10 protein-coding genes and 1 pseudogene are annotated in these 13,686 nt (G+C 70.1%); 7 read left to right on the top strand and 4 right to left on the bottom strand.

The features are described from left to right. Positions 1 to 1,113: alpha/beta hydrolase (locus tag EK403_RS06430; RefSeq protein ID WP_245479545.1), on the bottom strand; the 1,113-nt coding region annotated here is incomplete at its 3' end. Between the two features lie 377 nt (positions 1,114 to 1,490). Between EK403_RS06430 and EK403_RS22990 the strand changes: the two genes are divergently transcribed. The 4 genes from EK403_RS22990 to EK403_RS06410 all read left to right on the top strand — a co-directional run bounded on the left by EK403_RS22990 (position 1,491) and on the right by EK403_RS06410 (position 6,730). Further along, the gene (locus tag EK403_RS22990) at positions 1,491 to 3,320 is read left to right on the top strand and encodes an OmpA family protein (RefSeq protein WP_245479544.1); all 1,830 of its coding nucleotides are present in this window, start codon (positions 1,491 to 1,493) and stop codon (positions 3,318 to 3,320) included. 184 nt (positions 3,321 to 3,504) lie between these two features. After that, positions 3,505 to 4,890 (top strand): APC family permease, encoded by a 1,386-nt coding sequence (locus EK403_RS06420; protein WP_128776667.1) that lies wholly within the window; start codon positions 3,505 to 3,507, stop codon positions 4,888 to 4,890. 17 nt (positions 4,891 to 4,907) lie between these two features. After that, the gene (locus tag EK403_RS06415) at positions 4,908 to 5,840 is read left to right on the top strand and encodes a diacylglycerol/lipid kinase family protein (protein WP_128776666.1); all 933 of its coding nucleotides are present in this window, start codon (positions 4,908 to 4,910) and stop codon (positions 5,838 to 5,840) included. Then, positions 5,837 to 6,730, top strand: coding sequence for a metallophosphoesterase family protein (locus EK403_RS06410; RefSeq protein ID WP_128776665.1), 894 nt, complete (start codon positions 5,837 to 5,839; stop codon positions 6,728 to 6,730). The genes EK403_RS06415 and EK403_RS06410 overlap by 4 nt, the downstream gene beginning before the upstream one ends. Positions 6,731 to 6,858: 128 nt before the next feature. Here the strand turns inward: EK403_RS06410 and EK403_RS06405 are convergent, their stop codons facing one another. Then, positions 6,859 to 7,209, bottom strand: a complete 351-nt coding sequence (locus EK403_RS06405; RefSeq protein WP_128776664.1) for a septal ring lytic transglycosylase RlpA family protein — start codon at positions 7,207 to 7,209, stop codon at positions 6,859 to 6,861. Between the two features lie 273 nt (positions 7,210 to 7,482). Between EK403_RS06405 and EK403_RS06400 the strand changes: the two genes are divergently transcribed. From EK403_RS06400 to EK403_RS23720, 3 genes and pseudogenes are all read left to right on the top strand, one after another. Next, on the top strand, positions 7,483 to 7,701 hold the full coding sequence (locus EK403_RS06400) for a hypothetical protein (RefSeq protein ID WP_164919512.1): 219 nt from the start codon (positions 7,483 to 7,485) through the stop codon (positions 7,699 to 7,701). 327 nt (positions 7,702 to 8,028) lie between these two features. Continuing rightward, complete coding sequence (locus EK403_RS06390) at positions 8,029 to 9,630, top strand: peptide chain release factor 3 (protein WP_128776662.1); 1,602 nt, start codon at positions 8,029 to 8,031, stop codon at positions 9,628 to 9,630. A gap of 146 nt (positions 9,631 to 9,776) precedes the next feature. Beyond that, positions 9,777 to 10,063, top strand: a pseudogene (locus tag EK403_RS23720) (endonuclease domain-containing protein). A gap of 72 nt (positions 10,064 to 10,135) precedes the next feature. Here EK403_RS23720 and EK403_RS06380 read toward each other — a convergent pair. Both EK403_RS06380 and EK403_RS06375 read right to left on the bottom strand, forming a co-directional pair. After that, a complete protein-coding gene (locus EK403_RS06380; RefSeq protein WP_128776661.1) occupies positions 10,136 to 11,029 on the bottom strand; it encodes a LysR family transcriptional regulator in 894 nt (297 codons plus the stop codon). Between the two features lie 70 nt (positions 11,030 to 11,099). Continuing rightward, positions 11,100 to 13,436 carry a DUF2339 domain-containing protein gene (locus tag EK403_RS06375; protein WP_280986463.1) on the bottom strand — a complete coding sequence of 779 codons (2,337 nt, stop codon included), beginning with the start codon at positions 13,434 to 13,436 and terminating at the stop codon, positions 11,100 to 11,102. Positions 13,437 to 13,686: the final 250 nt, after the last annotated feature.

Below are 13,686 nucleotides of genomic sequence, written 5' to 3'. Positions count from 1 at the left end.
CGGGGCCGAGACGATGGCGCCGGCGGCCGCGCCGGCGCCGGTCGCCACCCCCGTGGCGAGCTGGCCGACGCGCTCGCCGAGCGACAGGTCGCTGTCGGCGATCTGCTGGCCCTCGACCAGCCGCCCGCCGATCGCCTTCACCACCGCGCTGCTCGTGAACCTGCCGTGGCGCAGCTGGTCGGCGGATTCGAGGTCGGTCAGGTCGAAGGCGTCGATCTTCTGGGTCCCGAACTCGGAAGCGTAGGGCTCGGCTTTCGGGTCGATCGCGCCGAGCCGCGGCACCTGCCCGGCGATGCGGCTCGAGACCAGCAGGGCGCGGTCGTCGGTCGACGTGAAGACCGTGAAGCGCGGGCGGGCCGCGGGGTCGCCCATCTCGCCGAGCTGCTGCTTGAACACGTCGACGTCGACGTCGGGCGCCGCGAGGATGACGTTGCGGATCTTCGGCGCGATGCGGCCGTCGCGGATCGCCATCTGGCGCAGCGATTCGAGCACCAGAAAGCTGCCCATCGAATGGGCGAGCACCGAGACGTCCTCGACCGACTTCTCCTTGGCCAGCGCCTGCAGCGCCTCCTCGAGGGCGTCGCGGGAGTAGTTCGTGCTCTCCCGGTCGTAGGCGTAGGCGAACACCGAGCCGCGCGACGGCCAGGTGAACAGGATCGGCACCGCGTCGGTCCCGCTGTCATGCGCGATCTGCGCGAAGCGATAGACCGCGTCCTCATAGGTGTTGTTGAAGCCGTGCACGAACAGCAGCACGTGGCGCCGGCCGCCGGCCTCGCGACGGAACCACGCGCGCGCCTCGTCGCGCGTCAGGTCCTGCGCGCTCAGCGTCGCGAACTCTTTCGAAGGATCCGGCGGCAGCCGCTTCGGCCACTGCACGTCGCCGGGCTTGCGGACGGAGTCCGGCGGGATCGAGATGCGGAAGTCCGTGAGCGAAATCTTCGCCGCCCGTTCGCCCGAGAACAGCTTGCCGGGCTCGGTCGTGGCCTTGCGGGTCGTGATCGCCAGCAGGTCGACGGTCGCCGCGCCGGGCGCGGCCGTCGGGGTGGGCGTCAGCACGCCTTCGGGCCGGCCGCCGCAGCCCGCGAGCGTGAGCAAGGCGAGCGTCGCCCCCAAGACGCGGCATCCGAACGCGAGAGCCCGTGAACGATCAGCCCCCACCACGCGCACGCTCCCCGAAGGCGGCAGACGGACCCCACGACCATCTCGGGTTCCCCATAGACCCGAACGCCCGCCCAGTCGACCGCAGCCTGCGCCAACCGGCGCGAAAGAGGTATTCTGACGATCTTAAGATGTCTTGCTACCGTGTCGCGGCGCAGCATGAACGTCATATGAACAGCCGATACATGTAAGATGCACGGACGCCGGTTTATTGCTGAAGGCTAAGTGGCGCGTCATTGACGAATCGCGCCCGGCGGATAGGTAGCCCGCAGGGTGACAGGGCGCTCGTGGCGCGTGACCATCGAAAAGCCTGAAACGCGACAAGGTTGATCATGAGAAAGACAAAAATTCTGCTGCTCGCGGGCACGGTTCTGCCGGCTTTCGCGATCATGGCGCCGGCGATGGCCCAAGGCGCGCGGAGCGACGCGCCGATCGTGCTCGCTCAGGGCGCCGACCGTGAGGAGCGCGGGGGCGGAGGCGAGCGTCGTCAGGAACGTCAGGAACGTCAGGAGCAGCGCCAGGAGCGCCGACAGGAGCGCCAGGAGCAGCGCCAGGAGCGCGCCGCGCCTGCGGAGCGTCCGGCGTCCTCAGAGCGCGCCGCCCCGGCCGAACGCGCGACCCCCTCGCAGCGGGCGACGCCCGCCGAACGCCCGACCCCCTCGGAGCGCGCCGCCCCCGCCGAGCGCGCGACCCCCTCGGAGCGGGCGACGCCCGCCGAGCGCGCGACCCCCTCGGAACGCGCCGCCCCCGCCGAGCGCGCTACGCCGTCCGACCGCGCCCAGCCGCGCGACGACGGGCAGGGCGACCGCCAGCAGCGCATGCGCGAGCAGCGCCAGCAGGAGCGTCAGGAGCAGCGCCAGGAGCGCCGGCAGGACGCTGGCGGCGCCGGGCAGCAGGACGATCGCCAGGACCGGCTCCGCGAGATGCGCGAGCAGCGTCAGAAGGACCGCCAGGGCCAGACGCAGGATCAGCCCACGGACGCCCAGCCGGACCGCCGCGATCAGATGCGCGAGGACCGCAAGCAGGAGCGCCCGGACGCCCAGCAGGACCGGCGCGACCGCCTGCAGGACATGCGCGACGACCGCAAGGAGAAGCGGGAGGACGCCCAGGAGAAGCGTGAGGATCGCCAGGAGAAGCGCGAGGATGCGCGCGATCAGCGGCAGGACGATCGTCAGCAGGACCGCGTCGACCGCCTCAAGGATCGCAACCAGAGCCTCGAGGACCGCATCCGCGACGAGCGCAAGGACGCCCGCGACGACCGCGACCGCCTGAACGACAAGATCGACAGGCTGAAGGACCAGCGGAAGGAGCGCCGCGACGGCGACCGGATCATCATCACCGAGCCCGGCGGCCGCACGATCATCCGCGACGGCAACCGGACCATCATCCGGCGCGACGAGACCGCCCGGTTCCGGATCGGGATCGACTCGCGGAACATCCGCGAGGAGCGCCGCAACGGCGAGATCCGCACTGTCGTGACGCGGCCGGACGGTTCCCGCGTGGTCACCGTCACGGATGAGGACGGAAGGCTGATCCGCCGGGTCCGCGAATATCGCGGCCAGGAATACGTGCTGATCGACAACCGGCCGCGCGGCGGCCGCGGCGGCGTGTTCGTCACTCTCGACATCGCGCCGCCGCGGATCTCGATCCCGCGCGAGCGCTACATCGTCGACGCCGACTCCGCCTCGGCCGACGACATCGAGGAGGCCTTCACCGCGCCGCCGGTCGCGCGGCTCGAGCGCAGCTATTCGCTCGACGAGATTCGCCAGAGCGAGCCGCTGCGCCAGCATGTCCGCAGCGTCGACCTCGACTCGATCGTGTTCGACACGGGCTCTTGGGAGGTCCGCGACGACCAGATCAAGAAGCTCGAGAATGTCGGCATCGCGATGGAGGACGCGGTCAAGAAGGACCCGAAGACGGTCTTCATGATCGAGGGCCACACCGACGCGGTGGGGTCTGACGACGACAACCTGTCGCTCTCGGACCGTCGCGCGGAGTCGGTCGCCGAGGTGTTGACCAAGTATTTCGACATCCCGGCCGAGAACCTGACGACGCAGGGCTATGGCGAGCAGTATCTCAAGGTCCAGACCGACGGCGCCGAGGAGCGCAACCGCCGCGTGACGGTGCGCAACATCACGCCGCTGCTGTCGAGCAGCAACTGATCGCGAGGGAGCGCCCTACTCGGGCCCCCTGAAAAATGAAGGCGCGCGAGACTCTTCTCGCGCGCCTTTTCCTTGTGCGCCTTCTGCCGAAAGTTAAGGACTGTTGGCGCGCCTAAATTTCGCCCTAACCTTATCTCGGTAGGCCGCCTCGAGCGTCGTCGCGGCCATGGGCGGGAGATGCGGGATGGCGGCGGCAGACAGCGACGCGACGGGCGAACCGAAACTCGACCGTTCGGTCACACTCTGGCAGATCACGCTCTACGGTCTGGGCTCGATGCTCGGCGCCGGCATCTACGGACTGATCGGCCAGGCGGCCGGCCAGCTCGGCTCCGCGGTGTGGATGGCGTTCATCGTCTCCATGATCGCCGCGATGCTGACAGGGCTCTCCTACGCCAACATCGTCTCGCGCTACCCGAAGGCCGGCGGCGCGGCCTATGTCACGCAGCGCGCCTACATGATCCCGCTGCTGTCCTACGTGGTCGGACTCACGGTGGTGTGCTCGGGCCTCACCTCGATCGCGACCCAGTCGAACGTGGTGGCGGAAAGCATCGCCAAGCTCACCGGCCTCACCATACCGATCTGGATCCTGGCCATCGGCTTCCTGATGTTCATCGGCGGCATCCTGCTGCGCGGCATCAAGGAATGCATGTGGTTCAACGCGCTCTGCACGATCATCGAGGCGTCAGGCCTGCTGATCGTGATCGCCTCGGGCGTGAGTTACTGGGGCTCGCAGAACCTCATGACCTTCCCGCCGGAGGCGAGCCACAATGGCGAGCTCGGCGCGATCGCGATTCTGGTCATGCAGGGCGCGGTGCTGACCTTCTTCTCCTTCATCGGCTTCGAGGACATGCTGAACGTCGCCGAGGAGGTGAAGGACCCCAAGCGCAACATGCCGCTCGCGATCATCCTGGCGATGCTCGCCGCCACCGTGATCTACATGGCGGTCGCGGTCACGGCGGTCTCGGTCATCCCGTGGAACGAGCTGCCCAAGGCGCTCGCGCTGGTCGCCGTGGTCGAGAAGGCGTGGCCCTGGTTCCCGCCGATCATCCTGTCCGTCATCACCATCTTCGCAGTGTCGAACACGGCGCTCGTCAACTGGGTGATGGGCTCCCGGCTGCTCTACGGCATGTCGAAGCAGGGGCTGATGCCGGAGGCGCTCGGCAAGGTGAACGCGTCGCGGCGCACGCCTCATGTCGCGATCCTCGCGATCTTCTGCATCGTCGTGGCTCTGTCGCTCATCGGCGACATCAAGGCGCTGGCGCAGTCGACCGTGCTGCTGCTCCTCACCGTGTTCACGATCGTCAACCTCGCGCTCGTCGTGCTGAAGAACCGCGAGCCTGCCCCCGAGGGCACGTTCGAGGTGCCCACCATCATCCCGATCCTCGGCGCGGTGGTGTGCTCGGCGCTGATCGTGGTGCGGCTGTTCCACGGCGGCGACTTCACGGCCCCGGCGATCGCGATCGGCCTTATCCTGCTCATCACGGCGCTCTATTTCGTGACGGGAGCCGGCCGCGATCAGCAGCGCCTCCGCCGCTTCATCGAGCAGGAGGACGCCGCCGCGGAGGCGTGAGGCGGAGTTCCTGCTGAGTGAAAGTCGCGCTGGTCGTCAACAAGTCCTCGGGCTCGCTGCTGGGTTGGCCCGACCCGGCGGGCGAGCTCGAGGCGAAGCTCGCGGCCGCAGGTCTCGAGATCGGCGCGGTCCTCGACGGCGACTCGACGGACCTCGCCGAGCGCATGGCGCACGCGCGCGACCTGCCGGTCGACGCCGTGGTGACCGCCGGCGGCGACGGCACGATCTCGGCGGCGGCGGCGGCGCTGCTCGGGTCCGGCAAGGCGCTCGCGCCGCTGCCGCTCGGCACCATGAACCTGCTCGCCAAGGACCTCGGCATCCCGGTCGATCTCGACGCGGCGATCGCGGCGCTGGCGGGTTCGGAGGCGATCGACATCGACGTCGGCGACGTCAACGGCCACAAGTTCCTGTGCAACGCGATGCTCGGCGTGCCGGCGCGGCTCGCCGAGCGCCGCGAGCGCAACCGGTTGAACATGGGAGTCATCGGCTGGTGGAAGCACTCGCTCGCCACCCTAAAAGCCATGTATCGTTATCCCCCGATGCGGATCGGTCTCGACCTCGGGGACGGGCCAGTCACGCTCCGGTCGAAGGCCGTGGTGGTGGCCAACAACGCCTATGACGAAGGTTTCGGCCAGGTGCTCTCCCGCTCCCGCCTCGACCGCGGCGAGCTCACCGTCTACGCCACGCGGCGGCTGAGCGTCTGGCCGCTCGTGAGGCTCTCGACCCGCATGGCGCTCGGACACTGGACCGATGACGTCGACCTCGAGACCCATCACGTCCGCGAGCTCGCGGTGACGAGCCGCCGCCGGCTGATACGGGTGATGCTCGACGGCGAGACGCGGCTGATCCGGCCGCCGCTGACCTTCTCCGTCCTGCCCAAGGCGCTGAAAGTCCTGCGGCCCCGCATCGCGGCGCCCGCGCCCGAGCCCGAGCTGGAGGACGCGGCGTGACCCGCCTCGTCCACCTGTCCGACCTGCATTTCGACCGCGTCGACCCGGTCATCGTCGCGGCGCTGCGCGACGAGATCAACGGTGACCCGCCGGACCTGGTGGCGGTCTCGGGCGACCTCACGCAGCGCGCCCACCGGCACGAATATCACCGGGCCAGCGAGTTCCTGCGCAGCCTGAACGCGCCGGTGCTCGCGGTGCCCGGCAATCACGACATCTCCTACATCCATCTAATCCAGCGCTTCGTCGACCCGTTCCGGCGCTGGCGGCGCTATGTCAGCCGCGAGCTCGAGCCGACCTGGCACGACGACACGATCGCGGTGCTCGGCCTCAACACCGCGAGGCGCTGGGCGCTGTCGCTCGACTGGTCGAACGGCCGCTTCGGGCTCGGCCAACTGCTGCGCTTCCGTCGCCGCGCAGAAGCGCTGCCGAGTCACCTGTTCCGCGTCGTGGTGGCGCATCACGCGCTGCATCCGCCGGAGCGCGAGCCGGAGCTCGACGTGGTCGGGCGCGCCTCCGCCGCGCTCGAGACCTTCAAGAGCCTGAAGGTCGGCCTGGTGCTTGCCGGCCATCACCACCGCGGCTATCTGCACGCCCACGAGCCCGCCGAGGAGGGGCCGGGGCTGATCGTCGCTCAGGTCTCGACCGCGACCTCGACGCGGCTCCGGGGCGAGCCCAACGCCTTCCACCGCATCGAGGTCGGCAAGGACGGAAGCGTGACGATCGAGGTCTGCGCCTGGGACGGCCACCGATGGACCGACATTCCGGCGCGCGAGCAGGGCGTGACCCGAGCGCGGCTCCCGCCGCCCAACGGAGACGACCGCGCGCCGTTCGTCCAGCCGCAGGTGACCGAGATGGCCGGCCGCGACCACGCGCCCGCGGGGCTGGGGTGACGGCTCGGACCTGGCAGAATAAATCGTCATCGCCGGGCTCGACCCGGCGATCCATCTCCTTGGCCAGGAGGATGGATGCCCGGGTCAAGCCCGGGCATGACGGCTGGGGAGTTCCGCCAGCCCGCGGCTCAGCTCTTGGCGACGCAGACGCTGCCGACGCCGCCCATGCCGATGCGCCGCGCCGCGCCCTTCGACAAATCGAGGAAGCGCCCCTTGATGAAGGGGCCGCGATCGTTGACGCGCACCACCACGCTCTTGCCGGTCCGCTTGTTCGAGACTTTGAGCATGGTGCCGAACGGCAGCGAGCGGTGCGCCGCGGTGAGCGCATAGGGTTGCATCCGCTCGCCGCTCGCGGTCTTGGAACGAAGCGCGTACCATGAGGCCTTGCCGCACTGGGCGGAGGCGGCCTCGACCCCGAAAGTCGCAAGAAGGCCGAACGCGAGCGCGCCGGCGAGCGCCGGCCTGGCGGCTATTGTCATCAGATGATCCCCGAACAGGTTCGTTTCGGGTGCTCCCCTAGGGGCCGAATGTGCGCCTCGGAAGGACATTTCGGGGCCATTGTGCGATGCGGAAAAGGTTCCCTGATACAGCGCAACGTTTTTTGGCGTGCGCCGCCGGTCATGTCCCGGCCTTGAGCCCGGACCCATTGGGCGCGGCCGGCGAAGAGAATGCGCCGCCGGTAATGGGTCAGTTTGACATCGTGTCCGATTGACGGCGTGGAAGCCGGGCGGGCGGCATGCCATACTGGGGTCATGCCGTATTTTGCCGAGATCATCCATTTCCATTCGCAGACGCCGGACGGGTTCCCGATCGAGCGCCTTGATCACCCGTACCCGACGATCGACGCTGCAGTGGTCGGCGCAACCCAGCACCTGCGTGCGATCAACGCAGAGCCCGGAACGGCCACTTTCCGGATTGTGGACGAAGACGGCAGCTTCATTGAACTGACGGACGAACAGGCAGGCCGGTGAGTATCAAGTCCAGCTAGCGCGGTCGGATAAGACCCGTAACGCCGGATGGCTAATATCGAACAGGCGCGATTTACTTGATAAACCCTACAAGGTCGGAGTCGCGACCCGCGGGGGCCTGTCCGAGCAGCAGAAGATCGCCGACGCCTTCTTCGCCGAGGGGTTGTTCCTCAAGAAGGTCGACGCCGCCGACGTCGCGATCTGGACGCCGTCGACGCTGTGACGCCGGGGTGACGGCGGGGCGCGGCGCGTGTAAGCCAGCCGCGGCCCCGCCGGTCGATCTCCATCCGACGGGTCGAAGGGCCGTCCCCTCGCGCCCATTTCAAACCGATGACCGACGCCGCCCTCAGCCTCCGCCCCGCATCGCCCTACGCCCATGAGGTGGAGCGACGCCGCACCTTCGCGATCATCTCGCATCCCGACGCGGGCAAGACCACGCTGACCGAGAAGCTCTTGATGTTCGGCGGCGCGATCCAGCTCGCCGGGCAGGTCAAGGCCAAGGGCGAGCGCCGCCGCACCCGCTCGGACTGGATGGCGATCGAGCGCGAGCGCGGCATCTCGGTCGTGACCTCGGTCATGACCTTCGAATACCGCAACTGCGTCTTCAACCTGCTCGACACGCCGGGCCACGAGGACTTCTCCGAGGACACCTATCGGACGCTGACCGCGGTCGACTCGGCCGTGATGGTGATCGACGCCGCCAAGGGCATCGAGGAGCGCACCAAGAAGCTGTTCGAGGTTTGCCGCCTGCGCGACATCCCGATCGTGACCTTCGTCAACAAGATGGACCGCGAGAGCCGCGACCCGTTCGAGATCCTGGACGAGATCGAGCAGACGCTCGCGCTCGACGTCGCGCCGCTGACCTGGCCGATCGGCGGCGGCCGCGACTTCGCCGGCACCTTCGAGCTGAAGTCCGGCCGCATCCGCCTGGTCGACGGCGGCGACGATTTCGCGGGCGAGGGACTGGGCGCGCTGAAGGGGCTGGTCTCGGAGCACCGGCTCGCCACGGTGACGGAGGAGCTGGAACTCGCCCAGGGCGCACTGAAGGCCTTCGACCTGACGTCGTTCCGCGAGGGCCATCTGACGCCGGTGCTGTTCGGCTCGGCGCTCCGGAACTTCGGCGTCCGCGACCTGCTCGACGCGCTCGCCGACCTCGCGCCCGCGCCGCAGGGCCTCGACTCGGACAAGCGTCCCGTGGAGCCCGACGAGCCGCGCATGACCGCCTTCGTGTTCAAGGTCCAAGCCAACATGGACCCGAACCACCGCGACCGCATCGCCTTCGTGAGGATCTGCTCCGGCAAGCTCACGCGCGGCATGAAGGTCAAGCAGACCCGCACCCAGAAGATGATCGGTGTTCATGCGCCACAGTTCTTCTTCGCGCAGGACAGGGCCCTGGCCGAGGAGGCCTATGCGGGCGACGTGGTGGGCATCCCGAACCATGGCGCGCTCCGCATCGGCGACACGCTGACCGAGGGCGAGGACATCTCGTTCCTCGGCGTGCCGAGCTTCGCGCCCGAGATCCTGCGCCGCGTGCGCCTCGAAGACGCGATGAAGGCCAAGAAGCTGAAATCCGCGCTCCAGGAGCTGGCCGAGGAGGGCGTCGTCCAGGTGTTCCGGCCGCTCGACGGCTCCCCGGCGCTGGTCGGCGTCGTGGGCGCGCTGCAGCTCGACGTGCTGACGGGGCGTCTCCTGGCGGAATACGGGCTCGAGGTCGGCTTCGAGCAGAGCCAGTATTCGATCGCCCGCTGGGTCACCGCGCCGACCAAACAGGCGCTCGACGAGTTCGTGGCCGCCAACCGCTCCGGCCTCGCCGAGGACCTCGACGGCGACCCCGTGCTGCTCGCGGGCTCGGCCTTCCAGATGAGCCGCGCCAAGGACCGATGGGAGAAGATCGAGTTCACGGATGTGAAGGACGTCCGGAAGGCGGCGTGAGAATTCTGCCCTTCTCCCGCAGAGCGGGAGAAGGTGGCCGAGGCGAAGCCGAGGTCGGATGAGGGTGCGTCCGGGCGATGCGGGACGGCCAGAAGAGGGATTTCGCGCGGTAGCTGCGGCGAAAGTCGACCGAAGCCGAGCGCGCGATGTGGCGTCTGCTCAGAGACCGAAGCCTGTTGCGCCTGAAGTTTCGACGGCAAACGCCGGTTGGTCCTTATATCGTTGATTCGCCTGCGTTTCCGCTCGTCTCATTGTCGAGCTCGATGGCGGCCAGCACGCGGGGTCAGAGGGCGACCGGATCCGCGACTCCCACCTCCACGACTTGGGCTGGAATGTGCTGCGGGTTTGGAACGCCGAACTGTTCTCGAACCGGGAAGGCGTCCTGATGGCGGTGGCCGGCGCGGCTGGGATCAGATTGGGCGACGGCGCGTAGCGGGGCGGACAGCCCCTCACCCTTACCCTCTCCCGCAAGCGGGAGAGGGGATCGGCGACGTCGACGCCTCCTTCACGCCGGCTCCCGCTCCCTGACGCCCTCGAAGCACGGGCGCCTTCTCGCCAGCTCCTGGCCGACATGGTCCATGAAGGCGCGTATGCGGGCCGAGGAGCGCAGGTCGGGGTGGGTCAGGATCCACAGTCCCGGCGGCTGCTGGCCGGGGGGATCGTAGAGCCTCACGAGCCCCGGGAAGCGGCTCGCGATGTAGCAGGGCAGCGGCCCGACCCCGATGCCGGCCGCGATCGCCTCGGCCATGCCGAGCACGGTGTTCAGCCGGTAAACCATCTTGTGTTCGCCGACCTGGTCGCGCAGCCAGCGCTGCAGATGGCCGAGCATGTCGCCCGGTCCGATCCAGGGCAGGTGGTCGAGCGCCTCGACGCTGTCGACGGCGCGCAAGGGCGCGAGGCCGTAGACCGCCCAATAGATCGAGGCGAGGCGGCGGCCGACCAGCGTCTCGGGCGGCGCGGAGGTGACGCGGAGCGCGATGTCGGCGTCGCGCTTCGACAGGTTCAGCACCGCGTTGCCGACCACGACGTCGAGGGTGATGTCCGGATAGGCGCGGCGGAAGCCGGCGAACACGTCGGTCAGAGCGTGTATCAGTAGGCTGTCGTTCGTGGTGACCCGGAGCTCGCCGGTGGGCGCGAGGTCCTGTCCCAGGACGCGCCGCTCGAACGATACGATGTCGTCGGACATCCGATCGGCGATCGCCGCCATCTCGTCGCCCGCGGTGGTGAGCCCGTAGCCGGCGCGCCCGCGCTCGAACAGCCGCGCGCCGAGCCTGTCCTCCAGCGCTCCGAGGCGGCGGAAGACCGTCGAGGCGTTGACGCCCAGAATGTCCGCGGCGCCGGCCAGCGAGCGCCGCTCCGCAATGGCCTTCACGAGGCGGAAGTCGTCCCAAGCGAGCATGGAAGTCTGCCGAGTGAGGAAAAACGTCATTGCGTCAATGCAAGCCGTTTAGCCGATTTCGCCAGCGGTGTCATGCGGCGGCGTCGCGTGGGGTCAACAGGCGCTGATAGACCAGTCCCACGCCCACCAGCACGCCTCCGAGGCCGATGAAGGAGAGCGCCCGCCAGACGCCGCCGAGGCCTGCGAGGTCGAACAGGAAGACCTTCAGCGCCACCAGGACGATGACCGCCGCGGACGCCGAGCGCAGCATCAGGGATCGGCGAAGGACTCCGAGCGTGAGCAGCGCGAGGCCGAAGACGAGCCAAACCACGGAATAGGCGTACCATTCGGCCTCACTCGCGTCCGGGCCGTCGAGAATCGGCCCGGCGAAGGCGCGCCGCGTCATCAGAGTGACGTAGAGGAAGCCGAGCGCGAGCGCTGCGGCGCCGAGCGCCTGGGCGACCCAGGCCAGCCGGCCTTCGCCTGAGAACCGCGCCGCCGCGAGCGCCGCGACGGCGGGGAGGAGATAGCCGGGCAGCAGCGTGTTGAGCAGAGCGCCCCCGCCGACCGGCTCGCCGGTCACATAGGGGTTCGCGCCGGCGAGAAGGCCTGCGAGCGCGAGGACGAGACCGAGCGCGCCAGCGGCCAGCGACCCCCATTTCAGGACAGGGCTCGAACGCAGCACGCCGAGCCGGCCGGCCAACGCCGCGAGCGCGAAGGCGACGGTCGCGTCGAGGCCGGCCTCCAGCAGCCTGACGCCCTCGCCGGCGAGGTCGCCGTCATGGGCGAAGTGGCGCGCCTGCATGAAGCCGAGCAGCAGAGCGAACAGCAGCGCCAGCCCCTCCAGCGCCTGCGCGGGCCAGGCCTGTCCGGCGCGGTCGAAGGCGCGCGCGCCGATCCAGAAGGCGAGCGCCGGCGCGCCATAGCCCCAGAGCAGCGCGTTGAAGACCGGCGTCGCGCCGAGGTCGTCGCCGACGATCCGCGGGTCGAGCGCGATGCGGGCCAGCACCAGCGCGGCGGCCGCCATCGCGACCCAACCGAGCGCGCGGATCGATCGTCTGACGGCGACGAGCCCGAGCGCCATCGCGAGGAAGGACAGCGCGACGGTGAGCGCGCCCTCGCGCATCGCCATCGCCAGACCGAGGCCGAGGGCGGTCGCGGCGCCGGTCGCGAAGGCCGCGGTCGCCATCGGGCTCGCTGCGTCGTTGGCCTCGCGCCGCGCGGCGTCTTCGGCGAGGCCTGCGAAGGCTGCGGCGAGCAGGACGGCGAGGCCCGCAAAGCGCAGGTCCGGCGCAAGCTCAGCGACCCGCCAATAGGCGAGCGCCAGCAGGACGAGCGGCGTCGCGGCCGCTGCGGCTGCGAGCAGGCCGGTGTGCCAGGCGGGTCGAGGCGGCCTCAGCCGCGCCGCGGCTGCGCCTGCGACGAGGAAGATCGCGCCCAGCATGGACGAGAAGGCGAGGAAGTCCCCGAGGCCCGCGGGGCGTGGCGTCTCGCCGGGTCCGGGCAGGCTGGTCGCCTCGGCGACCGCGGCGAGCGCGGCGTCGTCGAAGGACAGCGCGACGAGGCCGGCCAGAAGTCCGCCGGCGACCGCGACGGGCGCGAGGCCCGGCGCCCAGGCGCCGAGCCCGAGCGTCGCGGCGAGAATCGCCCCGGTCGCGAGGAGCGCCGCGGTTCCGTAGCCGTCGATCGCCGGCGCGGCGGCCGCGAGGAGGGCGAAGAGCGTGATCAGCGGCGCGGCGATCCAGTCGGGCTGCGCCGCCGCCGGCGGCGCCTGGAGCCGTGCTCCGGAATGCATCAGGGCGGCGAGCGCGATCAGCGCCGTCGCATAGACCAGAAGCGCGGCGGCGTCGTCGCCGAGTCCGCCGAGCGCCGCCAGCGCGCCCCAGAAGAACGCGGCCGCCCCGGCCGCGAGCGCCAGCGCCGGCCAGTTCCTGAGCCGCGCGACCGCGAAGGAAGCGGCGGTCGGGCCGAGCAAATAGAGGAACAGCGCCCACGCGTCCGGTTCGTCGCCCGAGACGAGGGCAGGGGCGGCGTAGGCGCCGATCAGGCCGAGCGCGCCGAGGACGGGACCGTGCAGCGCCGCGGCCAGCAGTGTCGCAACCGCGACGACGCCAAGTCCGATGATGGCGGCCGCCGGGGCTAAGAAGCCGTAAAGCGCATAGGCCGCGTAGATCGTCGCGAAGGCGCCGGTCGCGCCGGCGGATGTGACGATGGCCGGAATGTCGATCGGTCGGCGCGGCCGGCCCCTCGCGGCCTCGCCTCGGCGGAGCCGTTCGCCGACCGTAAGCAGCGACAGCGAAAACACCGCCCCGAGGGTCACCCGGGCCGCCGGTCCGATCAGGCCCTGTTCGATCGAGTAGCGCACGAGGAACACGCCGCCGAGCGCCAGCGCGAGGCCGCCGACGATCACCGACCAGCGGGCGCCGATCCGCTCCTCCAGCGAGCGCGCAGGCTCGGCGGCTCGCTCGGGCTTGCGGCTCGGCGGGACGGAACGCGCCGCCGGCCGCGGGGCGGCCGGGGGCGCGGCAGAGGCGGCTTCGGGTCGAGGGGCCGGGGATTCGGCCGCGGGCGGGGCGCTCGTTTCAGCTCCGGGCGCCGCCGGGCGGCGCGCAAGCTCGCTCTCGAGCGCGACGATCCTGCGCTCGAGCGGCTCGATCCGCCGGCGCGCCTGGACGCCC

Origin of the sequence: Hansschlegelia zhihuaiae (assembly GCF_004103825.1) — a bacterium.
In the GTDB taxonomy this organism is placed as follows: Bacteria; Pseudomonadota; Alphaproteobacteria; order Rhizobiales; family Methylopilaceae; genus Methylopila; species Methylopila zhihuaiae.
The sequence above is the reverse complement of the archived record's forward strand: the minus strand, read 5'-3'. Positions and strand labels throughout refer to the sequence as shown.

Coding starts and splice junctions, on each gene's coding strand:
- EK403_RS22990 (WP_245479544.1), top strand. CDS start 1,491: ATGAGAAAGACAAAAATTCTGCTGCTCGCGGGCACGGTTCTGCCGGCT.
- EK403_RS06420 (WP_128776667.1), top strand. CDS start 3,505: ATGGCGGCGGCAGACAGCGACGCGACGGGCGAACCGAAACTCGACCGT.
- EK403_RS06405 (WP_128776664.1), bottom strand. CDS start 7,209: ATGACAATAGCCGCCAGGCCGGCGCTCGCCGGCGCGCTCGCGTTCGGC.
- EK403_RS06400 (WP_164919512.1), top strand. CDS start 7,483: ATGCCGTATTTTGCCGAGATCATCCATTTCCATTCGCAGACGCCGGAC.
- EK403_RS06390 (WP_128776662.1), top strand. CDS start 8,029: ATGACCGACGCCGCCCTCAGCCTCCGCCCCGCATCGCCCTACGCCCAT.
- EK403_RS06380 (WP_128776661.1), bottom strand. CDS start 11,029: ATGCTCGCTTGGGACGACTTCCGCCTCGTGAAGGCCATTGCGGAGCGG.